Consider the following 25783-nt stretch of genomic DNA (forward strand, 5'->3'; position numbering starts at 1 on the left):
CTTGCTCATCGTCTCGCCCCTTCCTGGCCTCATCATACCCTTTTACACCAAAGAGCCCACGCCTCCACGCCGTGGGCCCCTCCGCGCCAACGCGGCTTTGGGTGGGGGGAGAGGGATTCGAACCCCCGCAGCTTACGCACCTAGTTTACAGCCAGGCCCCTTTGGCCACTCGGGCATCCCCCCACTGTACGCTGAGAGAGCCGATGGTGGGACTCGAACCCACAACCCGCGGTTTACAAAACCGCTGCTCTGCCAATTGAGCTACACCGGCTTGCGCCACCGCGCCGGTTCCAGCCGCAATTTTACGTGTCACTTCTGCCCCTGTCAATCCACGCGAGCCACAAGCCAGCAGCAAGTACATACAGCCATACGACGATCCACACCGGGGGTTCGATCATCACCCCACTCACTCCGGGAATTCGGAGTAACCACTCAGCAACCAACACAATCCATCGACCCAAAGCCCACGCCGGAATGGCTAACACTGTACCCAGCGAACCCATCAACGCTGCCAAAAGCGCCAGCAACCCGGCGACCAACAACCATGGCATGACGGGCTCCACCAGTGCATTCGCGAGCGGTGCAACGAGTGAGAATGTTCCCAAGCGCAACAGGAGAAGCGGCGTTACGGCAAGTTGCACCGCCACCGGGACGAGCAGGAACTCCTTCCACTGCCTCTCCTTTGTCTCCCCAAGTCGCATCGCACTTAGCGTAAACGTCGCAATCGCTGAGAGCTGAAACGCCAGGGAATACGCCAACTCTGGACGAACGAGCAACAATCCCACCACTGCCCAGCCGAGCGCCGAAATCGGCTCCCGCGGCCAGCCGCGCCAGCGGGCAAGAAGATAGAGTGTCGCCATCGCCGCTGCTCGTTGCACCGGCGGCTCTAGTCCGGTTAGGACCGCATAACCCCACACGGCTGTCCCGATACCCACCCAACGTAGCCACACCCAAGGGCTTAGCCGCGCCACAACCCCTTCTACCACCGCCGTCACAACCGCAACGTTCCAACCGCTGACAGCGGTGACATGTGAGAGTCCTGACCGACGAAGCACATCTCGGGTTGAGGCTGCCAAACCCCTGTCGTCACCAGTCAAAATCCCTAGCGTGAGCGAGCCGCTCGGTTCTGGCACCACGCGAAGCACCGCGTCCCGCACCCAACGACGCAACGCCAAAAGAGGCCAAAACGCCCGTTCCTGCTCGGCCTCGAAGGCCTCAATCTCGTACTGCCCGACGACCCCTATCCCAGCTACAGTGCTCCGCCCCGGGTGATAGACGCCCTGCCAGACAACACGTTGACCAACCTCCACTGCTGTAGGATCGTCCACCGTAAGGCCTACAAGTTGTCCATCATCACGGAGAATGACGACCTCCGATGTTTCGGAGTTACCGTCAGCCACAGTGAGCACCACGCCACTCGTGCTGGTCCCTAACGTTGAGGGAACAAGGAGCACGTGATAGCGAACAACCCCTAACACCAACCCCAGGACGAGAACACTAGCCATCCGAACCAGATGCCAGCCGTGACGCCCGAGCAGCCAGCTACTCGCCACAAGACTCAACAAGAGCACAAGAGATTCCAACGGATTGTTCTGGTCCGCCAATACACCGAGTACAAATCCCAGCACAAGCCAAGCACCGGTCATTCGGTAGAACTCCCAACCGTGACCAGGTTGGCCCATTCGGCAACCATTCGTGCGGAGATTCCGGGTACCTCGGCGAGCTCTTCAATCGATCGAAACGGTCCATGCTCCTCGCGGTACGCCACAATACGCTGGGCGAGCGCTGGCCCTACTCCAGGCAAGCGCTCCAGCTCCGCGACGGTGGCGCGGTTCACGTCTATCGTCTCATCTTGAGGAACAGGGCCAGCCCGGCTCGGTATACCCTCACTCGCTGCACCCGGTGTCACCTGCACATCGGGCCCTTGTCGGACCGGCACCTCCACTGTCTGCCCGTCCCGCAAGCGCTCGGCCATCGGAATCTTCGCGAGATCCGCCTCGACACGTGGACCAGCGAGCTCAACGGCTTGGGCCACCCTTGCATCGCTCGGTACGGTATAGAGTCCGGGTCGCTCAACCGCTCCGGTGACATAGACGATGATGACCGACGGGGTTGATATCGGCTCGATGCGAAGAATGAGATCCTCCTCAGAAGACCAGTGACGCGCAATATTGAACCCGATCAGCATACCCAGCGCCGCCCCAACCAAAAGGCCAAAACGCGCCGGCATGTCGCGGAATCGCATCTTCGCCCTATCCTCAATGTGGTATTGTTGGACGGTATCCCTTTTACCCCTCCCTGTGATGCGGGGCGGGGTGTTCGGTATTGTCCTACAAGGCACTGCCGATTGCCGAGATGATCCAGACCGAATTCCTTGGGAAGCTCATTTCTGCTCCTTCCATAGTCAGCCTTACTTCCACCTTGCGGGTGCGCCGGTGTGTGGTAGCTGATACGGTTCCCCCTGCAGCTCGGCCAGCGCTCATCGCAGCATTGGCCGTGCGGAGCGGCGAGCCTCTACTCGTCGTCGTCCCGCGGCAAAATCATGCGGATGATCTCGCGTATGCCATCGCTCAGCTTCTTCCGGAGTTCCCCGTCATCTCCTGGCAGGCTCCTGAAACGCTCCCCTACGATATCTTCACCCAAGACCGTTCGCTGGCCGCTGAACGTACCTGGTTCCTTACCCAGCTACGCAACGCGAGGTCAGGGGTATTCATCGTTCCTGCCCGTGGTCTTACCCAGCTCCTTCCTCAACCAACAACCGTCGACGCTCGTAGCCTGACGCTGCAGGCCGGTCGAGAGCTCCAACCAATGCTTCTGCTGGAGTTTCTCACAGAATGTGGTTATGCCGCGGCTCCACTCGTGCAACATCCGGCCTCATACAGTCGGCGCGGCGGCATCATCGATTTCTGGCCTCCTGGTAGTGAGGCCGCAATCCGTGTCGAGTTCTTTGGTGACGAGATTGACGCCATTCGTCGTTTCGATCCTGCCACACAACGTACCACGGACCGACTGGAAACGATCACGGTCCTGCCCATCAGCGATGTACCAATCAGCACCTACCGCCTGGCAGCTGCAAAGCTCCGAGAACTTGACACATGCTCCCTCCGCCCGGAGGTCCTGACAGAATGGACTCGTCTACTCGAGCGACTCGAGCGCGGGGAACTTGTACCACCCCCAGAATTCGTTCTCCCATTTCTTCTCTCTGACGCGGCGTTACTTCTCGACTACCATGCCCCAGACCGGCCAGTCGTCATCCTTGATCCTGGTGCAGTCCAGCTCGCACTCGAGCAGTTCGAGCGACAAGCCGAGGAATTCCGTGACATTAGCGAGTTGAGTGGCGAACTTCCTCGTGGCATGCCCCGCCCATATCACGCCTCAGCGTTGATCCTGCACACACTCACCCATCATCCTGTCCTTTGGCTTGGGGCGACCAGTGAACCCAGCGGATGTTCAGCTGAGTCATCGGATCTCGGCTTTACCGCAGGAGTTCCGACCGTCACTGGTCGCCTTGACACGCTTCCAGCCCTCCTCGAGCCATATCGTGCGGAGGGCTATACGATCGGCATCGTGACGGAGCAACCCGACCGAATTCTCCAACGTCTGACCGAATGGGCACAAACCTCACGTCCTGAAGTGTCGGACACGGCAGTTACAGTTGCCCGTGGTCGCTTGCCGGGCGGATGGGCACACCGAGAGGCGAAGGTGTTGATCCTGACTGATCGTGAACTGTATGGGCTCACCCGCCTGCCGAGCCCGCGCCGTCGCGGTCACCGTCCGGCCTCGACTGACCTTCTGAGCAAACTCACCCCTGGCGTGTTTGTTGTTCACGTTGACCATGGGATTGCCCGATACGGCGGATTAGTCAGTCTGGTTATTAACGGTGTCCATCGCGAGTATCTTCTCTTGGAGTACGCCGACAACGATCGGCTCTATCTTCCGGTCGACCAGCTGGATCGGATCACACTCTACGAGGCATTTGATGTTGAGCCGAAGTTGACGCGCCTCGGATCTCCAGAGTGGGCACGCGTGAAACGGCGCGTCCACGAGGCCGTGCGGGAGCTCGCATTCGAACTGCTCCAGCTCTATGCGGCGCGCAAGGCGACGTCTGGTATCGCGTTCGGTCCAGATACTGCATGGGATCGAGAACTCGAGGAATCGTTTCCGTACGAGGAAACACCAGACCAGTGGCGAGCAATCCAAGAAGTCAAAGCGGATATGGAACGCCCGCGTCCGATGGACCGGCTACTGTGTGGCGATGTCGGATTTGGCAAAACCGAAGTGGCAATCCGCGCGGCATTCAAGGCGGTAAACAATGGATACCAAGTAGCGATCCTCGTGCCGACGACGGTGCTTGCTCTGCAGCACTACAACACCTTCCGCGAACGTCTTGCACCGTATCCGGTTCGAGTGGAAATGCTCTCCCGTCTGTGCACGAAGGTCGAGCAACGAGAGATCATCGCCGGTCTCCGGACGGGTTCAGTAGATATCGTTATTGGCACACATCGCCTGCTCCAACGTGACGTTGAGTTCAAGCGCCTCGGACTTGTGATCATCGATGAGGAACATCGTTTCGGCGTCGCCCAGAAAGAGCACTTCAAACGGTTGCGCACAAACGTCGACGTCCTCGCCATGACAGCAACGCCGATTCCCCGTACCCTGTATCTCGCGCTCTCGGGAGTGCGAGACCTCTCCATCATTGCGACACCGCCGATCGAGCGCACACCAGTGCGCACCTTTGTGACACCGGCTCGCGATGCCATCATCCGAGAAGCGATACTGCGCGAGCTCGCACGCGGTGGTCAGGTCTACGTCGTCCACAACCGGGTACAATCTATCAATGCGTTTGCGGACCGGCTCCGAGCACTTGTTCCTGAAGCCCGATTCGCTGTCGCGCACGGGCAAATGCCGGAAGCGGAACTGGAACGGATTATCTTGGCGTTCATCGAACGAGAATTCGATGTCCTCGTGTGCACTGCGATCATCGAATCTGGTGTCGATATTCCTTCGGTGAACACCATTATCATTGACCAAGCACACCAGTTAGGCTTGACACAGCTTTATCAGCTCCGAGGGCGAGTAGGACGTCGCCACCAGCGAGCCTATGCTTACCTCCTCTACGATGATCGCCGACCTCTCTCCAGCGAAGCTCAAGCACGTCTGGAGGCGATCCAGGAAGCGACCGAACTGGGCGCTGGGTTGCAGATCGCCCTTCGCGATCTTGAGATCCGAGGCGCTGGGAACATTCTCGGTCCCGAACAGAGTGGACACATTGCTGCCGTCGGGCTCGAACTTTATACGCAGCTCCTGGCGCGCGCTGTCCAGGAGGTTCGCGAGGGCCGGCCAATAGAAGACGCTCCCAGCGTGACAGTCGATCTGCCGGTCGAAGCCACAATCCCGACCGACTACTGTGGTGATGAGGCGGTCCGTATGAGTCTCTACCAGCGTTTCGCAGCCATCCGCTCCGCTGCACAGCTTGACGATCTGGTTCTCGAACTCCGCGATCGCTTTGGTCCGCTTCCGGAATCAGTCCAGCGCCTTGTTGATCTTGCCCACCTGCGTCTTTGGGCCAATCGCCTCGGACTGGCGTCGATCGTGGAGCGCGACGGCGAAGTGTTTATCCGACCAGTCGTAGGAACCCGGCTTGATCCCGAGCGCTTGCGACGGATGATCGGGCCAGGGATCTATATCACCCCGAACCAAGTACGGCTTGTGACATCGCGCTTGACGTGTACCCTTTGGGACGCTCTCCAATGCGTCTTGCAAGAAATCAAAACACGACGCGCTACCGTTCTCCTCGGCGCACCAGCGGCTCCTGCCTCTGCACCTGCCCGGTAACCGGGGGTCTTACGGTTCCGCCTCTAATGCTTCTAGGAGCTCCCAAGCGCGGGCACTGTCTCGCCGGCGAACGTAGAGCGCATGCTCGGCTGCAAAGGCTGACCAATATGCGTGGCCAAGCCCGAGCACCTTGACAAGCGCCGGAATACCCGCCTCTTCCAGCACGCCGCGCCAGAGTGCGGCCACCACCTCGTTCGGTGCCACCGCGAGCTCGACAAGCTCATCATCTCCACGTGATGTCGCCACGCTGCTCCCTACCCTCGAAGATAGACCACCGTTACCCCATGACCCCCTTCGTAGGGTCCAGCAAGTTCCCAGCGCTCGACTAACGGATGATTCCGAAGGAAGTCATGTATCGCCTGCCGTAGCGCGCCGGTTCCTTTGCCATGCACAATCCGCACCCACGGAAGTCCAGCCCGCACTGCCCGATCCAGGTATCGATCGAGCCGCACCAACGCTTCTTCTACACGCAGTCCGCGAAGGTGGAGTTCCGGTTCCACCGTCGGTGTTGTCTGTGTGACCATCGTATACGGGGGTTGCCATGTCGCCTCAACAGGACGCGCCCCAAGGCGGCGCACCGCTGACAGCGGTTGCCGAACGCGGAATTGTCCCACCCGGATCTCGACCTCATCACTTTCGGCGATAACCTCGACCACCTCACCCTCAAGCCCCAGAGTAGGAATCTCAACACGATCACCGACCGCGACAGCTGGGCCCGAGGGGCCATTTCGGCCAGCACCGAAGCTCCGGACGCGTCGTCGCGCCTCCTCGAGCGCGCGGAGACTGGACTCGACAACTTGCGGCGGAGGATACGTCGATGATTCGGCCAGCCGCTCAAGCTTCCGTACGAGTTCACGAGCCCGACGAAGTTCGCTCTCCACTTCAGCGCGCGCTGCAGTCAGCGCCTGCTGCTTTTCGAGTTCTGCTTCGGCCAGAAGCCGTTCAGCCTCCTTGCGAAGCGCTTCAGCATCCTGACGGGCACGGGCAGCTGCTGCCGCTTGCGCCTCAGCCTCTGCGAGCCGTCGCTGAATCTCAGCGATCAAGAGATCGAGCTGTGGACTTCCTGAGCCGAGCAGCTCGCGCGCCCGCTCGATGACCGTCTCCGGCAAACCGAGCCGATGAGCAATCTGGAGTGCATGGGAACGCCCAGGAAGCCCGATGATAAGGCGATAGGTTGGTGTCAACGTCACGGGATCGAACTCGACACTCGCGTTTTCCAGCCCCGGTGTCCCTGCTGCAAACGCTTTGAGCTCTGGATAGTGTGTTGTCACAACACCAAGCACCCCGATCGCAAGGAGGCGCTCGAGAATTGCGCGAGCAAGCGCGGCTCCTTCCTGTGGATCCGTCCCGGCCGCCAGTTCGTCTAACAAGACGAGACTTAACGCATCAGCCTGTTTCAAGGTCGCCACGATGCGCCGCAAATGCGACGAGAAGGTCGAGAGGTTCTGCTCGATACTCTGCTCGTCACCAATATCGACGAAGAGTGCTGGGAAGACACTCAGTCCGCTTCCTGGTGCCGCTGGAATGAAGAGACCCGCCTGCGCCATGAGGACGAGCAGCCCGACTGTCTTGAGAGCGACCGTCTTCCCACCAGTATTTGGCCCAGTGATGACCAGGATCCGATAGCGTTCGCCGAGCTCGATGTCGATCGGAACCGCCGTCCGCTGATCCAGCAACGGATGACGCGCCCGCCGCAAACGGATGCGCAGCCGCGGGTGTCCAGTAGCGTTGGCAGGCTCCGTTACCTCCACAAGTTCCGGTTCCGTCGCATTCAGGTCCAAAGCAAACCGCGCCTTTGCCAGTGCGAGATCGAGCGCCGCTCCTGCTTCGACCGTGCGCAGGAGGGACGCCGCCTCCTCCGCGACGCCACCACTCAGGACTCGTAGAATGCGCTCGATCTCATGCGCCTCAGCCGCTTGCAGCTCCCGCCAGCGATTATTGAGTTCGATCACCTCGAACGGCTCAACAAACAGCGTTTGGCCACTGCCCGACACGTCGTGTGTAATGCCTGGCACGGCCGAACGACGATCTGCTCGTACGGGGATTACATAACGCCCCTCCCGTACTGTGATATACGCCTCCTGTACTGCGTCCTGCCGCTCCGCGACCAGGCGCCGCAGCCGCTCCAGCAACCGATCGTGTGCATCCTTCAGCTGTCGTCGAATTGCAGCCAGCTCGGGGGAAGCGGTATCCAGGATCTCGCCGCGCGGGCCAATGCTGCGCGCAAGGTCGCTTCGAAGGGCTGGCAAGTCGGCCAGTGCATCCACAAACTCAGCCAGTGCTGGATACCGTTCTGCCCAGCGATCTGAACTTGCAAACTGACGACGCAGCGTTTGCGCCGCTTCAAGGGTATCCAGGATCGTCCGGAGGTCCGTTGGTGCCAGAGCCGCCCTACGCTGAGCTGCTTCCACGAGCGGGCGAAGATCACGAAATCCGCCGACCGTAAAGCCAGGGCGTTCGCTGAGCAACCGCACGGCCTCTCGTGTCACTTGGAGGAGATACCGCACCTGCTCTGGATCAGCCGTCGGCGTAAGCTCGAGAGCTCGCTCGCGAGCGACCGAGTAGTGGCAGTAGCTCGCCAGCATCGAGCGTATCTTGTCAAACTCAAGAAGACGCAGCAGATCACTTGTCATACTCGTCTCACGCTCCTCCGAGGAGAGAAGGCGGTTCTCCCGGAACCCAGTCAATGACAATACGCTGCACCCAGGGTTCCGCGTCGCTGATGAGCGGTATCAGACGGGCACGGTCCATCTCGGACCGCAGTCGTATCCCAAACGCGTCACGAGGGAGCTGACCAATGGTGTTGGTCATAATCATGACGACTGACACCGTGACCGCGCCAGCAAACACCATCGCGAGGAGCGCCTGTAGCAAGAGACTGATAGGCCCGCTCCCTCGTCCTTGCCAACGCCATGTCGCAACTGGTACGGTGCGGAGGGACCAAATGCTACCCCAGATGCCAAGCAACCCGACCGAAACGACGACCAGCAGGAGTGCCAAGAACTCGCTTGCCCAACGGGACATCGCCGGTATGAACTCGCGCAGTCCCCCCGCAAGTGGACGAGTAAAGAATGCTGCTGCCACCATCACACCAAACCAGGTTATAAGGGCAGCGAGTGCCCGTCCGATCCCACTGAGGAAGGCCAGTGTGTAGAGCGCTAGAAACAGCGTAAAGACGAAGAGATCAACGATAGCCATCAAACTCTTCCAGGATATCGCCGATCGCGCCACTTGACACGAACGGATGTTCGCACCTATACTGACACCGACGGTTCGACGACGGAAGGCGACGGGAACCGATGGGCAAGCGACTCACGAAGCGCCAGCAGGATATCCTCGAATTCATCCGAACCTTCGTGGACGAACGCGGCTATCCGCCGACGGTGCGCGAGATCCAAGCCGGTCTCGGCATCTCGTCCACCAGTGTTGTTGATTATAACCTGAATGTCCTCGAGTATCTCCGTTTCATCCGTCGGAACCGCAATATTTCACGCGGTATTGAGCTGCTTGAGCGACGGACGACGAAGCACGACGATGTTGTCCGCGTGCCACTCATCGGCACAATTGCTGCAGGTCAACCATTGCCGGTTCTCGAGCCAGTCGAAACCGAAACCGCGACCGAATTTGTTGAACTCGGCGCGGGCCTCGTGGGACATGCGACACGGGATCTTTATGCATTACGTGTCAAGGGCCTCTCCATGATTGACGCACTGATCGATGACGGCGATATCGTTGTCCTCCGCCGACAGGGGACCGCAGAAAACGGTGATACGGTCGCAGCATGGCTGAAGCGCGAGCAAGAAACGACGCTCAAACGCTTTTACCGTGAAGGCAACATCGTACGACTCCAGCCGGCCAATTCCGCGATGCAGCCCATCTATACGACCATCGACAACATTGAGATTCAAGGGAAACTCTTGCTCGTCATCCGACGGCTGGAGTAAAGAGGCATCCCCTGTCAGCCCCTCGGGCGAGGCCTGCTCCAATGCTGGGTCGCAAGAGATCGTACCAGCCTTCTCAAGTGTCTTTGCGTCGGATGTGGAAATCACCGCCGAGCAGCAAGAGCGGCAGCCGTCACGGTGAGTCTTGAGTCTCCCGTCCGTTTCCGTTCTGGGTCGCCCCTCCTGGAGATTTACTGCAGAAATTCTTCGTCATCCGCTGCTCGTCCGCACAGTCAGCGGTAGACGTCACACCGTGGCAGAGGGATTCCCGCAAAGCCGTGCGAGCACAATACCCTAGAGAGTTCGCTGATCAATCACCCAGCAGAGTACGCCCCTGCAGACGGCGACCAGCACAGCGAATACCGCCGGTATTGAGCTGTTGGTCATGAGCGATGTCATGAAGAGTTCGCATTGACCACCAAGAAGACTCTCATTAGAATGCGGGAGGAGAGGAGTTTCATGGCAGGCGGGGAAGGGAGAAGGGGCATGGATCTTGGTCGTGCATTTTCTTATGTCTTTCAAGATGCCCAGTGGGTGAAAAAAGGGCTCATCGCCCTCGTGATGGTAATTATCCCGGTTGTTGGCTGGCTAATCCTCTTTGGGTACATGCTCCGCATCATGCGACAGACTGCTCTTGGCGACGACGTACCGTTGCCGGAGTGGGATGACTTCGGCGGAGACTTTGTACGAGGCGTAAAAGGCTTCGCCATACAGATCATTTGGTCCATTCCAGTGTTGATTCTGACCTTTTGTGTGGGAGTCCTCAGTGGGGTTCTGGGCGCCGTCGCTGAACGCGGAAGAGAGGCAGAAACAATCAATCTCATTCTGAGTTTGTGTGGAAACTGTCTTACCTGGATATTCTCCCTCGCAGTCATGTTCGTCACACCAATCTACCTCACACGCTTCGCAGTGAGTGATCGCTTCAACGCAGCGTTCGAGCTATCTCAAATCATCACAGAAATTCGATCAAGTCTCAGCAGTCTTCTTATTGTCCTTTTAATGTCACTCGTGCTCGGCTTCTTGGCTTTCCTTGGTATCATCATGTGCTTTGTTGGAATTCTTGTGACATCCCTCTACGCTTGGTTTGTGCAAGCGCACCTCTACGGGCAGATCCGTCGGCGTCTGTCAGCTGATGGGGAAAGCATCGTTGCACCGTCACCGCTGATGCCAACGGCGTAATCCCTTCAGCACCGGTGATTCGGTCGTTTCAGCGCGTCATTCCACCGTCGGCTGAGCAAGCGATATACCCTTTGATCGAACCATACGATGATCCAGCGGGAATGTATCGCCCGACACGATACAGCGGGTCGCTCTACAACCTGATTGTGGACACGTCACGCAGTGCCGAGGGACCTCAAAATGGACATTGGGCGAGCCTTCACTGCACCTTTCCGGGATCGTGAATGGCCTGAAAAGGGAATCATTGCAGCTCTCCTGCTTCTTCTGCCACTGCTTGGGTATCTCATCGTCTTTGGCTGGGTTCTTCGGTACGCAACGGCTGTTCTTTCTGGCAATGACACAGAACTTCCCCCATGGAACCGGTGGGGACAGGATTTCCTGCTCGGCCTCAAAGCAACCCTCGTTGCCATCGTGTGGTTTGCCCCAGTCTACGCCATCCTCTTCTGTGGTGTCTTTGCGCTGCTTCCCGAGCTGCTCAACCAACGACGCCTTTCTCTGCCCTCATTAGGCATCTCGCTTGTCGCATTGCTTTGTCTCGTTCCTCTTCTCACTGCGATCGGTAGCATCGTTCTTCCTCTCCCGCTGACGCGTTTGGTCGTGAGCGGTCGTTTTGCCGATGCTCTTGCCCTTCGTTCGACTCTAAACGAACTTGGGAAAGCGATCAGTGATCCTATGGTCGTCTGGGTTGCGAGTTTCGGGTACGCCCTAGGGATCGCGGTCGCTGTACAATTCGCCTCCCAGGCGGCCATCCTCCTGTGCTTGCCTGGTATCGCTGCCAGCATCCTCATGACACTAGGCGCTCAGGTCCATTGGCTCCTCGTCACTGTTCACCTCTGGGCGCAAGTTCGATCACGCCTTGGGCAGTCCAGTGCATGATTCACTTCCGCATCGCTCCCTAGTTCATGCACGGACCTGCGCCGCTGAATCTCACCAGGGTTGCTACAAGTCGGCTCAAGAGGTATACTGCTGCTGGAGCGCGGGTGATTTCGAGGTGATGGGCAACGATGGAATTCAAGGACTACTACAAGATCCTCGGTGTTCCGCGCGATGCGGATCAAGAGACGATCCGAAAGGCCTACTTGCGCCTCGCGCGCAAGTATCATCCTGATGTCAACAAGTCGCCCGAGGCCGAGGAAAAGTTCAAGGAGATCAACGAGGCATACGAGGTTTTGCGGGACCCCGAAAAGCGTGCCAAGTACGATCGCTTCGGTGCTGATTGGGAACGCTACCAGCAAGCCGCCGGCGCACAGGGCGGAGCTGCCGACTTTGCTGAGTGGTTCTTTGGCGCCCGAGAGCGGGCACAGCAGCGTCGCCACCGACGTAGCAGTGACTTCTCGGACTTCTTTGACATGCTTTTTGGGGATCTGGGAGACCTTTTCACTACTGGTACAGAACGCGTTCGGACACGGGCTCGCCCAGAGCGCGGACAAGACTACGAGCATCCAATTGAAGTCACCCTCCGTGAGGCTTTCCGCGGTGCAACGCGGCGAATTGATGTGAAGATTGACGAGCGCTGCACAGCTTGCAATGGTACCGGTCTCAATGGGCGCGGCATCTGTCGCGTCTGTGGCGGAAGTGGATATGTCACGCGCACCAAGACACTGGAAGTGAAGATTCCAGCGGGTGTGCGGGAAGGGTCACGCATCCGCATCGCCGGGCAAGGGGCGCCAGGCCTCAATGGAGGGCCGCCAGGCGACCTCTATCTCCGGGTGCATCTCGTTCCTGATCCACAGTTCACCCTTGACGGTGATAATCTCCGCACCGAGGTCGAGGTGCCACTCTACACCGCGATTCTCGGTGGCGAGGTGACGATACCCGCACTTGATCGCCCTGTCGTCCTGCGGATCCCGCCCGGTACCCAAAATGGGCAGGTTTTCCGCTTGCGCGGAAAGGGGATGCCTTCCCTTCGTACCGGCGAACGTGGTGACCTCCTTGTCAAGGTGAAGGTTGTTCTGCCAACTGATCTCACGGAGGAGGAGCGCCGCTTATTCGAGCGGCTGCGTGACCTGCGAGAAGCGCGTATCCGCGCTTGAATGGGCCCGTAGTGCTATAGTTCACAGGGCAGCTTGCCCACGATTGGGAAGCACGACGAGGAGTTGGATCGATGCCAGTGACCATCGTGCTGGGTGGCCAGTGGGGTGACGAGGGTAAGGGGAAAATCACCGATGCTCTGGCCGCCACCGCTGATATCGTCATCCGCCCGAATGGTTCGACGAATGCCGGGCACACAGTCGTAACCGATGACGGTATCTTTAAGCTTCACGTGATCCCATCCGGAATCCTTTATCCACATTGCACCTGCATCATCGGTGCGGGCGTCGCTGTCTCTCCCCCCGACCTCCTTCGCGAGATTGCCGCGCTGCGCGAGCGCCATGCACGGCTCGGTCAGCTCTACTTGAGTGACCGGGCGCATGTGATCATGCCGTACCATCCACTTCTGGACCTGTACGAGGAGCAGCGTCGCGGTGCAGCAGGTATCGGAACGACGCTCCGGGGCAACGGTCCAGCCTTCACCGACAAGGTGGCACGACGTGGCATCCGCGTGGCCGATCTGCTTCCGGGATCCGAGGCACACTTACGGCAAAAGCTCGAGATGCTGCTTCCCGAGAAGAATACGCTCTTCGTGCATCTCTATCATCAACAGCCGCTGGATCTTGATGAACTCCTGAAGGAAGCACGCACCTGGGGTGAGGCACTCGCGCCGTTCGTCATTGCCGCCGAAGTCTTCGTGCAAGACGCGCTTGCTGCGGGCAAGCACGTCATTGTTGAAGCTGCGCAAGGCACCATGCTCGACCTCGACTACGGAACGTACCCCTACGTCACATCCAGCTCCCCAACGGCCGCAGGCGCTTGCCAAGGAGCTGGCATCGCCCCCACACAAGTCGAGCGAGTGGTCGGTGTCTTCAAGGCCTACACCACACGCGTCGGTGCGGGCCCGTTCCCAACAGAGCTGACCGACGAGACTGGTCAGCTGCTGCGTGAGCGAGGACGTGAGTACGGGACAACCACTGGTCGACCACGCCGCGTTGGTTGGTTCGATGCGGTCGCGGCCCGGTACACCGCGCGCTTAAATGGCATGACCGAAGCAGCTCTCACAAAGCTGGACATGCTCGATCCACTACCCGAAATTCGTGTCTGCGTTGGATACCGCCTCGGCGATCGAGAACTCACTGCCCCACCCGCCCAACTTGACCAATGCATGGCCGTCGAGCCGGTGTACGAGATCCTCCCCGGATGGCAGACAGACACGAGTCAGGCTGCATCGTTCGCCGATCTGCCACCTGCCGCCCAGCGGTACGTCGAAAGGATTGAAGAACTCATCGGGGTTCCGATCACGATGATCGGTATCGGCCCGGCGCGACGCCAGATCGTCTGGCGCCATGCCAGTGCGCTCGCCTGAAGCTGGTCGAGGAGTGGATGATGCTCGAGGCATGGCAGATCCAAGAAATCATTCCGCACCGTTATCCCTTCCTCCTTGTCGATCGGATCATTGAAGTGGAATGGGGCCAACGGGCTGTTGGCATTAAAAATGTCACGGTGAACGAACCGTTTTTCGTCGGTCACTTTCCCGGTAACCCAGTGATGCCGGGAGTACTGATCGTCGAAGCCCTGGCCCAGGTCGGAGCTGTCGCGCTCCTTGGTCATGAAGACTTCCGCGGAAAGATGGCGTTCTTCGCTGGTATCGACCGCGTCCGCTTCAAGCGCCCCGTCCGACCCGGCGACACACTCCGCCTCGAAGTCCAAATCGGGAAGCTCCGCCGGAACATCGGAACGGGGACCGGTCGCGCGACGGTCGACGGCGAACTCGCCGCCGAAGGTGAAATCCTGTTCGCGATCCTCGATCCTGACGCTGCTCGGACAGCGCGTTGAAGAATGCGACGCATCCTCGTCGTCAAACCCTGTTGCCTGGGTGACGCTCTCATGGCGACACCAGTTCTGCGTGCCCTGCGTACGACTTTCCCCGACGCAGAAATTGATGTCGTTGTGACCCGTTGGGCAGCACCCGCCTTTGACGGTCATCCAGCCATCCGTCGTCTCATCCCGTATCCAGAGCAGGCCACGTTGCCGCAAATTGCCCGGCTCGCCCACCAACTCGCGCGTGAGCGCTATGACTGGGGCCTCGGGCTCGATCGCTCTCCGCGTGTTGCGCTCCTTCTCTATCTGAGCCGTATTCCAAAGCGCGCTGGTGTCAACGTTGCCGGACGCGGGATTCTCTATACCCATCGCGTGCGCCCACGGCCGAGCCAGCACGAGACCGAGCTCTATCTGGCAGTCGCCGCGATGCTTGGCGTTTCCCCACAGGGACTCGAACCGGAATATGCCGTTCCGCCGGACGTATGCGCGAGTGTCGCAGAGCGACTTGGCTCCGTCACTCGTCCACTCGTCGTCATCCATCCAGGAGGAGCCGTGAACCCGGGCAGCACGCTCCTGGCGAAGCGCTGGCCACCCGAGCGCTTTGCTGCACTGGCAGATCGGTTGCATGCTGAGTTTGGTGCCACCATTCTGCTCGTCGGCAGTTCGAGTGATGCCGAGGCAGTAAGTGGGGTACTCCATGCAGCCAGGAGTCCTCTCCTCGATTGGTCGAACCGATTAACATGGACAGAACTCGCCGCGCTCCTCTCCCTGGCAGATCTTTTCGTCGGGAACGACAGCGGAATCGGTCACCTCGCTGCTGCAGTTGGGACCGCGACGGTGTCGATATTCGGGCCGACGAGTCCTCTCCTCTACCGGCCGCTTGGGCCCCGAAGCCTCGTCTGTGCCCCACCAGGGAGTTGGTCACTCCACGAGGCACGAGACTTGCGCCGCCCCTTTCCCATTCCAGACACACTGGATATTCGGCACGTGACGGTGAATGAGGTCGCACGCGCCTGTGCCGCACTTCTTGGCCCAGCGGGAGCATCAGATGTTCCGTGACCGAGCACGTACTGCCGTTCGATGGGTTGGGCAGGCAATTCCGGTGCCGATTTGCACACCCAGTGTACGGCGCGAAGTGATACTGGTTCGGCCAGATCACCTTGGAGATGCAATCCTGACCCTGCCTGCCCTGCAGCTGGTACGCCAGGTCGCACCGGGACTCACGACAACGTTGCTTGCTGGCCCCTGGACTGCAGAGCTGTTCACAATCACGCGTGTGGTCGACCGCGTTGTGCCAGTGGTGTTTCCCGGTTTTACGCGGCGACCATCGACCGACTTCACCCAGCCCTACCGAGTACTTGTCCATGAGGCTGCTCGGCTCCGTCGACATGCTCCACTTGCGATGGTCATCCTCCGTGACGACCACTGGTGGGGAGCATGGCTCGGCTACCTTGCAGGGATTCCGATTCGCGTTGGAGCCGATCATCCTACTCTGCGCCCATTTCTTACCCATCCGGTGCCCCTGAGGAGCGAGCACGTTGCTGCACGCAACATCGAGCTCGTCCGCGCGCTTTTACGCCTCTTTGGATATGATCTCCCGGAGTCCCCACCCAACCCGGACGATCATCCAATCGTTTGGCCTGTCGATCGAGCCGCAGAGAGCCGTGTGAGGGCACGTCTCGTCGCTCAGGGTATCCACGCTCCCTTCGCTGTCGTTCATCCAGGATCCGGTGCCGCTGCCAAATGCTGGCCTGAGCAGCGTTGGGCCGCCTTCATTGATGTACTGTCCGAGCTCGGTTTCGCAGTTCTCCTCACCGGCTCTCGGAGTGAACAACAGCTGTTAGAAGCTATCGCGAAGACAGCACGCGCCACCCCGGTGGTCCTGGCTGGTGATCTCTCGCTTGGAGAACTGGCCGAACTCCTACGCGCTGCGTCTCTGGTCGTTGGGCCGGACACAGGCCCCCTGCACCTGGCTGTCGCCGTCGGAGCACCGACCGTTCACCTCTTCGGCCCAACACGGCCCGAGCGATTTGGCCCATGGGGGCCTGCCTCTCGCCACCGTGTGGTCCGCTCGCCGCTCGAGTGCCCGCGCTGCGGAGACATTGGCCCCACTCGTCGGTGTGGTGTGGGCTGTATGATGGCATTGAGTGTCGAGCGTGTCGTGGCCATGGTGCAAGATTGCCTCTTGAAAGGCCTTTCTGGATGACAGAGTCAATTATCGGCATTGACGCCAGCCGCGTTCGGGCGGAGGGTATCACGGGGACTGAGCGCTACGCTAGCCGCGTGATTGAGCATCTCCTTCGGCGACCGGGTCCGTATCGCTTTCGGCTCTATCGAAACACTCGCGGTGAGTTTCCGTTCCCCATCGATCGCGCCGAAATCCGTGTCATTCCATTCCCACGACTCTGGACGCATGTCCGTCTTGCCTTCGAGCTTGTGCGTCGCCCGGTGGCACTTTTGTTCGTCCCGGCACATATTCTCCCACTTTGGTGTCCTGTTCCAGCAGTCATCACCGTACATGATCTTGGCTACCGCTACGAACCCCAAGCACATCCCCTCCGACAACGGCTCTATCTCGAACTAGGGACCTGGTGGAGTGTCCGTCGGGCCCGCCGGGTCATTGCGATCTCACGAGCAACCGCGAACGACCTCCTTCGGTTCTACCGCGCCGCACCAGAGCGCATCGCCGTGATTCCGCACGGTGTTGATCTGCAGTTCTTCCCTCGTTCACCGCAAGAATGTGCGGCTGTTCGTCACCGTTACGGCTTGCAGCGCCCCTATCTCTTGCACGTCGGGACCCTCCAGCCACGAAAAAACCTTGTGCGGCTCGTGCAGGCTTTCGAACTCCTTGCCCGGCATGATTCCGAACTCGAGCTCGTTCTTGTCGGCAAGCGTGGCTGGCTTGCAGAGCCAATAGAGCGAGCAATCACCGAGAGCCCGTTTCACGGGCGAATCCGCTGGCTTGGGCACGTAGACGATCGTGATTTGCCAGCCTTGTACAGCGCGGCGGAGGTTTTCGTCTTCCCGTCGCTCTACGAAGGTTTCGGTTTGCCAGTGCTCGAAGCCATGGCTTGTGGCATCCCGGTCGTCGCCAGCCAGCGGGGTGCACTCAAAGAGATCGCCGGACCGGCACTCGTGTGCGATCCGTTGGATCCTGGAAATATCGCCGAAGCGATCGCTGCAGCGCGCCAGCCCCACCAGAAAATCGCACTCAGCGAGTCTGGGCGAGCATACGCGGCCCAGTTCAGTTGGGAACGCACGGCAGAAAAGACGCTTGCTGTCCTAACGGCCGCTCTCGGAGCTCCTGATGCCAGCACGATTTCGACGTATCCTTGTCATAAAGATCGCTGATCTTGGCGACGCCGTCCTTACCCTTCCGGCACTGCGCGCCTTGCGCAGAGCCTACCCGGATACAAGCATTGATGTCTTGACTTCGCGAGTGGGGGCTGAACTCTATGCGCTTTGCCCAGCCATTGATCATGTGTACGTTCTGGAAAAGTCTCGGTTGCGTCGTGGGCAAGTCCACCACCTTCTTCACCTACTCATCACGCTCCGACGCCACCAGTATGATGCGGTCCTCCTCCTGCACCACCTGACAACGCAACCGGGACGCCTCCTCTACCGGATTCTTCTTGCTTCCACCGGCAGCCCCGTTCGCGCGGGGATTGACAATGGCACCGGTCACTTTCTAACCCATCGCGTCACCGATCGGGGATTTGGGGCAGTACCCGAATGGCGATACGCCCTGGAAATTGCACAGGCACTGGGAGCTTTAGAAGCACCTGATCCACCATTCCTGCAGGTTCCTGTGGAGGCTCGACGGCAGGCGCAGCGCCTCCTCAAATCTGCCTTTCGCCCATACGTGGTGATCCATCCGGGAGTTGGTCCCTTTGCACCTGCTCGCCGATGGCCAGCCGAGCGGTTCGCTGCTGTGGCCCGCGAACTCGCGCGCCACCAGTTGGGTATCGTGGTGACCGGTACTACTGCCGAAAAACCGGACGCAGCTCCCCTCCTCAACATCGAGGGCGTCCATGACCTGATCGGGCGCACGGACATCGCGACGCTGGCAGCAGTTCTGGAGCAAGCGAGCCTTGTCCTTGGGAGTGACTGTGGCGTAGTCCACCTTGCTGCGGCTCTTGGTCGCCCCACCCTGGCACTGTTTGGGCCGACCAATGTGGAAGCGTGGCGACCATTGGGATCGTCAATCGCCAACCCGCTTCAAGCGGCCCATGTCACCAGCCCCGTACTTGCGCTGACCGTGCAACTGCCTTGCTCGCCCTGTTGTTATGTTGGCTATCGGGTAGGGCGCCCGGAAGGCTGTAGCCTTCGGACATGCCTCACCCTGCTCACGCCTGAGCTGGTCACGGACGCGGCGCTGCGACTGCTTGACCACTGCTAAAGTCAGTGCAGCTTGGCCGGAGTCACCAGGGATGCCAAGAGTCGCATGACGCACTGGTAGTCCCGGCCTTCAACGTCTTGTGGAGGGTTCGCTCATGCGACCAGCCACGCCACAGGGGATTGGTGAGAGCCGAGCACATTTTGGCACGCGGAAGACGTTTGTCGCCTCGACCGCTCATCGTGCGATCACCCTGCTACTGCCCGGTTGCTTACGTTATGCCATTGACGGTCTCTTTTAGCACCTCTACAATCGCCGCAGGAGCTAGTGGCTCCTTCTTCTCTGTTGGTACCGGCCTTTTGAGGAGAGGAACGTACGCTGCCGTGGGAGATCGAAAGATTCGCGTCGCCATCATCGGTGTTGGAAATTGTGCTTCAGCGCTCGTCCAAGGTGTGCATTATTACCGCAATGCTGATCCCAACCAGTTCGTTCCTGGGCTAATGCATGTCGATCTGGGCGGCTATCACGTCGGCGACATCGAGTTCACCGCCGGGTTCGACATTGACATCAACAAAGTCGGAAAGGATCTCTCCGAGGCGATCTTCGCGCCGCCCAACAACACCTACAAGTTCACAGATGTTCCCTATCTTGGGGCGCCGGTCTATCGTGGCATGACCCATGACGGTCTTGGAAAATACCTTTCGCAGGTGATTACCAAAGCTCCCGGACCAACAGCAGACATCGTTGGTATTTTGAAAGAGACAAAGACGGACGTTGTCGTCAATTTCCTGCCGGTCGGTAGTGAGATGGCAACCAAATGGTATGTTGAACAGGTACTGGATGCAGGGTGCGCATTCGTGAACTGCATCCCGGTGTTTATCGCCCGGGAGGAGTATTGGCAGCGCCGCTTCCGCGAGCGTGGATTGCCGGTTATCGGAGACGACATTAAGAGCCAGGTCGGCGCAACGATTGTGCACCGTGTTCTCGCTCGGCTCTTCGCGGATCGCGGTGTGCGCATCGACCGGATGTACCAGATCAATTTCGGGGGCAATACGGACTTCTTGAACATGCTTGAGCGCGAACGACTTGAATCGAAGAAGATCTCGAAGACGAATGCCGTGACAAGTATCCTCGACTATCCGTTGCCGGAAGAAAACGTCCATGTCGGTCCGAGCGACTACATTCCATGGTTGAAGGACCGCAAGTGGTGCCACATTCGTATCGAAGGAACAACATTCGGTGATGTGCCGATCAATCTTGAATTAAAACTGGAGGTCTGGGACTCCCCAAACTCGGCTGGTGTCGTGATCGATGCGATCCGTTGTGCTAAGCTTGCGCTCGACGCCGGAATCAGTGGTGCACTGATCGGCCCCAGTGCGTACTTTATGAAGTCTCCGCCCGTCCAATATCGGGACGAGGAAGCGCGGGAGATGGTCGAAGCCTTCATCCGCGAGACGGTAGCACAGCGCGAGCGGCTGGCAGCGAGCGAAAGCACCTGAAACAATGGGCGTCTGCGAGGGTGACACCAGGGGCGGGCGCGTCATACGCCGGCCCCTCTTTTTCCTCCAGAATCGGCTCTCAGGCACGCCGAACCCCGATGTGCTCCGGGCTCTCCACCTCAACCTCTCTTACGTCCTCCATGAACCTTCGACAAGTCCTCTGGTGGATCGGTTCGCCCAATCTATCGTGGCCCAGCATCGTCGTGCAAAACACGCAACCGAGCGCATGGTTCGCTGGCGTGACGAGGAGTTCCTCCCACGGATCGTCTTTCGCGATGAAGCGGCCGTCTGGGCATTCCAACGTGACTGCGCCTCCACGGTCTTGACGATCGACATTGGGGCAACCGAACTCCTCGTGCGAACGTTACGCCTTCTCATGCCATCAAACCGGCCACCGCTTGCAGTTTGGCAGGTCGACCACCCCGGCAAAGAGAAGATCCCTACAGCCGTTCCACTCTTTCGCGGAACGGCGCTCCTCTTCCTCCCAAGTCACGCCTGCATACCGCGCTGGTTCGCTATACTGATCTTCCGTCCTGGCTGGCGGTCCGTGTTGCTGGATCTGATCCAACTCGCTGGTAATCACCCGGTGACGGCCCTCGCCAAAGCGATCGAGCACGTACTGCGTGACTACACAAATCAATGGTGGGGATGGCGAGCATGGTGGGACCAGCCAGCCGAGAAGGTATTACCCGAATTCCGGGAGGGTCAATGAGCCTTCTCTGGGCACTCCGTATTGGAGCACTCCTGACGCCGCTGGTTCCAGCACGCGTTGGTTACTGGCTTTGTCGGATCATCGGTGTCGCTGTCTTCCTTGGCCACCATCGGGCTCGTCGCCACGTCCTTGAGAACCTGCGGCACGTTTGTCCGCAGTGCTCCCACCGTTGGCGTGTTTGGCATGCGGCTCGGGTCTTCATCACAGCTGTCATGAACTACTACGACCTGGTACGCATCCGGTCGGTCGATCGCCATCGCTTGCGTGAGCTCATCGAAGTTCGCGGGTGGACACACGTCGAAGAAGCCTTATCTCGCGGCCGCGGTGTGATTGTCATCTCGGCACACCTAGGAAATTTCAACGTTGTAGCACAGTACCCGGCAGAACTCGGATTAGAAACGGCTATCGTCGTCGAACGGGTTCAGCCGCCGCAGCTCTTTGTCTCTCTCTGTCGCTTGCGGAGTGCAACTGGGGTTCGCGTCTTACCATCGGGCCCCGAAGCCGTTCCTGCAATTCTCCGCTTGCTCCGCCGCAACGGTATTCTGCTGGTTGCTGGCGACCGCGATGTGACTGGTCACAGTCGCCCCGTCCGCTTCTTCGATGCTCCGGCACCGTTACCGATCGGCCCGGTGGCACTGGCTCAGCGCACGGGTGCAACGCTCCTTCCTGCGTTTACCATCCGCTTAACACCTCGTCGCTCGCTTGTTGTTGTCGATCCGCCCTTGCAGCTCGTGCACACCGGCGATCCAGAGCGGGACCTTGTTGACAACCTTCAGCAGGTCGCACGTTGCTTAGAACGAATGATCCGCACCGATCCCGGACAATGGGCCGTGCTACAGCCTGTCTGGGCAGTCGAGACCCGCCGAACTCCGCTCGCTGAGGCCCTGGGCACGATACCTGCACCTGATCACCTGGTGTCGCCTCCTGTCGAAACGGACGGATCGACCAGGACAGCCCCGTCCCCTTCCGATCCCCCCAACACCCCACGTAATCGGCCTTTCCCAAAATAGGGGGGACTTTGCCTCCACACCCCTCATAGTCAAGCGAACATTCGCTCCAATCATCGGCGAATCCCAGCCATCTGGTAGGATTGGAGGGGAAAGCCAAGGGACGACGGAGCCATGAGCGAAAGTCAGATCGGGCGCGTGCAAATCGTCACAATTGAAGAAGAAATGAAGCGCTCATATCTTGATTACGCGATGAGCGTAATCGTGCAACGAGCGCTTCCTGATGTGCGCGATGGTCTGAAACCCGTCCAGCGCCGCATTCTGTACGGCATGCACGAGATGGGCCTGCGCCCGAATGCCAAGTACCGCAAGAGCGCTGGTATCGTTGGCGAGGTACTCAAGTCATACCACCCGCACGGTGACAGCGCTGTCTACGACGCGCTGGTGCGCATGGTTCAACCGTTCACCATGCGCTACCCGCTCATCGATGGGCAGGGAAACTTCGGCTCCATTGACGGTGATGGCGCAGCCGCAATGCGCTACACCGAAGCGCGCTTGGCTCCCATCGCAGAGGAACTGCTGGCCGATATCGAGAAGCAAACTGTCGACTTCGTTCCGAACTATGACGACAGCACGCGCGAACCGGCTGTGCTGCCTGCCAGGCTCCCGAATCTCTTGCTCAATGGTGCGAGCGGCATCGCCGTCGGGATGGCGACAAACATCCCACCACACAATCTCGGCGAGGTGGTCGATGCCCTCGTCTACCTGATTGATCATCCAGAAGCCACAGTCGAGGAGCTCGTTGAGCGACTTCCCGGCCCCGATTTCCCGACGGGCGGCATCATCCTCGGCCGCGAGGGCATTCTGGCAGCCTATGCGACTGGCCGCGGGCGCATCGTTGTCCGCGCCCGAGCGCACATTGAAGAACACGGACGCGGGCGCACGAGTATCATCGTCACCGAGCTGCCATACCAGGTCAATAAGGCTGCGTTGATCGAAAAGATAGCCGAGCTCGTCAAGGCAGGGCGACTGGAAGGCATTCATGATCTTCGGGACGAATCTGATCGCGACGGCATGCGCATCGTCATTGAACTGAAGCGTGATGCGCAGCCACGAGCCGTGTTGAACAATCTCTTTAAGCAGACACAGCTGCAGACCACCTTCGGTGTCAACATGCTGGCGCTGGTGGATGGAACCCTACCGCGGGTGCTGACCCTCAGGCGCATGTTGCAGCTCTATCTCGAGCATCGCCAACATGTGGTCCGCCGCCGCACAGAATTCGAACTGCGCCAAGCCGAGCGCCGTGCACATGTCCTGGAAGGGCTCAAAATTGCGTTGGATCACCTCGACGAAGTGATCGCGACAATCCGGAATGCTCGCTCAGCCGATGATGCACGGCAGCAGTTGATGAACCGCTTCAGCCTGACCGAGCTCCAGGCAAATGCGATTCTCGATATGCAGTTGCGGCGGCTGGCAGCGCTCGAACGCCAGAAGATCGAGGAGGAGTATCAGGAGCTCCTTACCCGAATCGCTGAATTGCGAGCCCTCCTCGCCGATCCGACGAAGATTCTCGCTGTGATTCGCCGCGAACTTCTGGAACTGAAGGAACAATACGGAGATCGCCGCCGTACACAGATTCAGGACGTCAGTGTCGAGCTCCGTGACGAAGACCTTGTGCCGAAAGTTGACATCCTTGTCACGCTCACCGCTCGTGGCTACATCAAGCGAAGCACCAACGGCCACTACCGCGTCCAGCACCGTGGCGGCCGAGGTGTGAATGGCATGACGGTGCGGGACGAAGACTATATCCAGCACGTGGTACTAACAAGCACGCACGATTCGTTGCTCTTCTTCACCAATCGCGGTCGAGTCTTCCAACTTCCGGCTTACGAGATTCCTGATGCGGGACGAACTGCCCGGGGTCTTCCCATCGTCAATTTCCTGAACCTTCAGCCTGGTGAAGAGGTAACGACTCTCTTACCAGTACGAGATTTTGGCGCAGCGACGTTCCTCTTCTTCTGCACCCGTCAGGGACGGGTCAAACGGGTTAGGCTCGACGAGTTTTCCAACGTTCGCGCGAGCGGGCTCATCGCGATGACGCTGGATGCAGGTGACGAGCTCGTCTGGGTACGACCCACGAGTGGATCCAACGAAGTGATCCTCGTGACAGCACTCGGGCAAGCAATCCGATTCCCTGAAGACGAGGTTCGCCCCGTTGGGCGACAAGCTGGGGGAGTTATCGGTATTCGCCTCGATACCAACGACTACGTTGTTGCTGCGGAGGTGGTCTCTCCGGACGCCGATCTCCTTATTGTCTCCCGCCACGGTTACGGGAAGCGAACGGCGCTCCAGGAATTTCGTGTCCAAGGCCGTGGCGGAAGTGGAGTCATCGCGATGAAGGTGACCGCTCGCACGGGACATGTCGCAGCAGCGACCGTCGCGCGTGAGGATGATACTGCGGTCCTCGTCAGCCGTCGGGGTCGACTCATTGTGATACCAGTCCGCCAGATCCCGCGTTTGGGGCGGAGCACTCAAGGCGTCGCTCTGATGCGCCTCCAAGACAACGACGAAATCGCTTCCATCGCGGTCGGACTGACGAGCGAAGCACTATCACCGACGCGGTCGGGTAAGGAAGACAGCGAATCGGATGGCCTGGAGGACTCGTAGCCACCATTGCCGAGCGGCAACGGAGAAAAGCGAGCAGGCGACGCCAACCTCAAGCACCCAGAGCACAGAAGCGAACAGCGGACGGTTCCAGAGGCTGGTAGCCCCAGTATTGATGAGTATGATCGTGCCATAGGCGAGCGTTCCCGCGGCAATCACCCAGCGGGCTGCTGCCGCGGGCGCAAGACGCGCAACAACTGTCACGAATGCCGCCGCGAGAAAACCACCACCGAGCGCAAGTGAGAGCGACCTGGTACTGCCATCCTGCGCGCTCGGCAACACGCTGCTGGGCACGACAAGGAGTGGCCAGAGAACCAGCGAGCGTGCGAGCGGGCTCCAAATGTCGCTATGTCGTTCGACGAGAGCAGCCCCCGCCATCATTGTGGCGGTGATCGCTATCCCGGTCTCGAGAGCGAGGAGAACTTCTCCTGTGGTCATCGTCGCACCGGACGATGCGACATACGCCTGCACGGCCGCAAACGGCGATACAAGGCCTATCGTCATTGCTTCGACCGCGCTTGCTCTTCGCAAACGCAAAGGCAACCGAAACCACGGCGAGGCGGCGAGTAAGCACACGCAAGCAACCCCGGTGACAAGCACGAGGAGCGTTAGCCGTTGCGGCCATGCAGCTGCCGCAAGGTAGAGGCTTGCCACCAAGAGGCGGGTGGCGATCAGCCACCCTACATCCAGGCGAAGACCAGCCGGCATCTGCCGCGCCGGCCGAGTCTGGCTGATCGCGGTCGAACTCCGCGGAGGTTCCCACCGTGCATCCTCGATCATCTCGTGTTGACTCATCCACCCCATGCACGCCGCCT

The 25783-nt window shown here is 59.5% G+C and carries 22 protein-coding genes and 2 tRNA genes; 16 read left to right on the forward strand and 8 right to left on the reverse strand.

Translation table 11 applies throughout. The annotated features are described in order from the left end of the window. Positions 1-102 precede the first annotated feature (102 nt). The 4 genes from NET03_RS11210 to NET03_RS11225 form a co-directional block, all read right to left on the reverse strand. Positions 103-183: transfer RNA gene (locus tag NET03_RS11210), tRNA-Tyr, on the reverse strand. 15 nt (positions 184-198) lie between these two features. Beyond that, positions 199-271 (reverse strand) — tRNA-Thr (locus NET03_RS11215). A gap of 31 nt (positions 272-302) precedes the next feature. Continuing rightward, positions 303-1646: a ComEC/Rec2 family competence protein gene (locus NET03_RS11220; protein WP_252129016.1), complete on the reverse strand. Its 1344-nt coding sequence runs from the start codon at positions 1644-1646 to the stop codon at positions 303-305. Next, complete coding sequence (locus NET03_RS11225; RefSeq protein ID WP_252129017.1) at positions 1643-2245, reverse strand: ComEA family DNA-binding protein; 603 nt, start codon at positions 2243-2245, stop codon at positions 1643-1645. The genes NET03_RS11220 and NET03_RS11225 overlap by 4 nt, the downstream gene beginning before the upstream one ends. 80 nt (positions 2246-2325) lie before the next feature. On the opposite strand from NET03_RS11225, the gene mfd reads away from it, so the two are divergent. After that, complete coding sequence (gene mfd, locus NET03_RS11230) at positions 2326-5835, forward strand: transcription-repair coupling factor (protein ID WP_252129018.1); 3510 nt, start codon at positions 2326-2328, stop codon at positions 5833-5835. Positions 5836-5844: 9 nt separating this feature from the next. On the opposite strand, the gene NET03_RS11235 is transcribed toward mfd, so the two are convergent. The 3 genes from NET03_RS11235 to NET03_RS11245 are packed head-to-tail and all read right to left on the reverse strand — an operon-like array spanning position 5845 to position 9033. Then, complete coding sequence (locus tag NET03_RS11235) at positions 5845-6081, reverse strand: hypothetical protein (protein ID WP_252129019.1); 237 nt, start codon at positions 6079-6081, stop codon at positions 5845-5847. Positions 6082-6089: 8 nt separating this feature from the next. Continuing rightward, the gene (locus NET03_RS11240) at positions 6090-8468 is read right to left on the reverse strand and encodes an endonuclease MutS2 (RefSeq protein WP_252129020.1); all 2379 of its coding nucleotides are present in this window, start codon (positions 8466-8468) and stop codon (positions 6090-6092) included. 7 nt (positions 8469-8475) lie between these two features. Then, positions 8476-9033 carry a hypothetical protein gene (locus NET03_RS11245; RefSeq protein ID WP_252129021.1) on the reverse strand — a complete coding sequence of 186 codons (558 nt, stop codon included), beginning with the start codon at positions 9031-9033 and terminating at the stop codon, positions 8476-8478. Between the two features lie 101 nt (positions 9034-9134). Between NET03_RS11245 and lexA the strand changes: the two genes are divergently transcribed. The 15 genes from lexA to gyrA all read left to right on the forward strand — a co-directional run bounded on the left by lexA (position 9135) and on the right by gyrA (position 24971). Beyond that, positions 9135-9779 (forward strand): transcriptional repressor LexA, encoded by a 645-nt coding sequence (gene lexA, locus NET03_RS11250; RefSeq protein ID WP_252129022.1) that lies wholly within the window; start codon positions 9135-9137, stop codon positions 9777-9779. 483 nt (positions 9780-10262) lie between these two features. Next, positions 10263-10955 carry a DUF4013 domain-containing protein gene (locus tag NET03_RS11255; RefSeq protein WP_252129023.1) on the forward strand — a complete coding sequence of 231 codons (693 nt, stop codon included), beginning with the start codon at positions 10263-10265 and terminating at the stop codon, positions 10953-10955. Between the two features lie 180 nt (positions 10956-11135). Then, positions 11136-11831: a DUF4013 domain-containing protein gene (locus NET03_RS11260; RefSeq protein WP_252129024.1), complete on the forward strand. Its 696-nt coding sequence runs from the start codon at positions 11136-11138 to the stop codon at positions 11829-11831. A gap of 128 nt (positions 11832-11959) precedes the next feature. After that, positions 11960-12988, forward strand: coding sequence for a DnaJ C-terminal domain-containing protein (locus tag NET03_RS11265; RefSeq protein WP_252129025.1), 1029 nt, complete (start codon positions 11960-11962; stop codon positions 12986-12988). A 71-nt stretch (positions 12989-13059) separates the two neighbouring features. Further along, a complete protein-coding gene (locus NET03_RS11270) occupies positions 13060-14355 on the forward strand; it encodes an adenylosuccinate synthase (RefSeq protein ID WP_252129026.1) in 1296 nt (431 codons plus the stop codon). Positions 14356-14375: 20 nt separating this feature from the next. Next, positions 14376-14825 (forward strand): 3-hydroxyacyl-ACP dehydratase FabZ, encoded by a 450-nt coding sequence (gene fabZ / locus NET03_RS11275; RefSeq protein ID WP_252129027.1) that lies wholly within the window; start codon positions 14376-14378, stop codon positions 14823-14825. A 3-nt stretch (positions 14826-14828) separates the two neighbouring features. After that, positions 14829-15869: a lipopolysaccharide heptosyltransferase II gene (gene waaF, locus NET03_RS11280; RefSeq protein ID WP_286207431.1), complete on the forward strand. Its 1041-nt coding sequence runs from the start codon at positions 14829-14831 to the stop codon at positions 15867-15869. Next, a complete protein-coding gene (locus NET03_RS11285; RefSeq protein ID WP_252129029.1) occupies positions 15859-17016 on the forward strand; it encodes a glycosyltransferase family 9 protein in 1158 nt (385 codons plus the stop codon). The genes waaF and NET03_RS11285 overlap by 11 nt, the downstream gene beginning before the upstream one ends. Then, positions 17013-18161, forward strand: coding sequence for a glycosyltransferase family 4 protein (locus tag NET03_RS11290; protein WP_252129030.1), 1149 nt, complete (start codon positions 17013-17015; stop codon positions 18159-18161). Before NET03_RS11285 ends, NET03_RS11290 begins: the two co-directional genes overlap by 4 nt. After that, positions 18118-19209, forward strand: coding sequence for a glycosyltransferase family 9 protein (locus NET03_RS11295; RefSeq protein WP_252129031.1), 1092 nt, complete (start codon positions 18118-18120; stop codon positions 19207-19209). Before NET03_RS11290 ends, NET03_RS11295 begins: the two co-directional genes overlap by 44 nt. Positions 19210-19303: 94 nt before the next feature. Next, complete coding sequence (locus tag NET03_RS11300; protein ID WP_252129032.1) at positions 19304-19447, forward strand: hypothetical protein; 144 nt, start codon at positions 19304-19306, stop codon at positions 19445-19447. An 82-nt stretch (positions 19448-19529) separates the two neighbouring features. Continuing rightward, complete coding sequence (locus NET03_RS13870; RefSeq protein ID WP_252129033.1) at positions 19530-20645, forward strand: inositol-3-phosphate synthase; 1116 nt, start codon at positions 19530-19532, stop codon at positions 20643-20645. Between the two features lie 226 nt (positions 20646-20871). Continuing rightward, entirely contained in the window at positions 20872-21357 is a 486-nt protein-coding gene (locus NET03_RS11310; RefSeq protein WP_252129034.1) for a hypothetical protein, read from the forward strand. Next, complete coding sequence (locus tag NET03_RS11315) at positions 21354-22367, forward strand: lysophospholipid acyltransferase family protein (protein ID WP_252129035.1); 1014 nt, start codon at positions 21354-21356, stop codon at positions 22365-22367. The genes NET03_RS11310 and NET03_RS11315 overlap by 4 nt, the downstream gene beginning before the upstream one ends. Before the next feature lie 111 nt (positions 22368-22478). Then, positions 22479-24971, forward strand: coding sequence for a DNA gyrase subunit A (gene gyrA, locus NET03_RS11320; RefSeq protein WP_252129036.1), 2493 nt, complete (start codon positions 22479-22481; stop codon positions 24969-24971). Here gyrA and NET03_RS11325 read toward each other — a convergent pair. Beyond that, positions 24915-25772: a hypothetical protein gene (locus NET03_RS11325; RefSeq protein WP_252129037.1), complete on the reverse strand. Its 858-nt coding sequence runs from the start codon at positions 25770-25772 to the stop codon at positions 24915-24917. The genes gyrA and NET03_RS11325 overlap by 57 nt on opposite strands. Between the last annotated feature and the right edge of the window lie 11 nt (positions 25773-25783).

This window comes from Thermomicrobium sp. CFH 73360, from assembly GCF_023806465.1.
GTDB lineage: Bacteria > Chloroflexota > Chloroflexia > Thermomicrobiales > Thermomicrobiaceae > Thermomicrobium.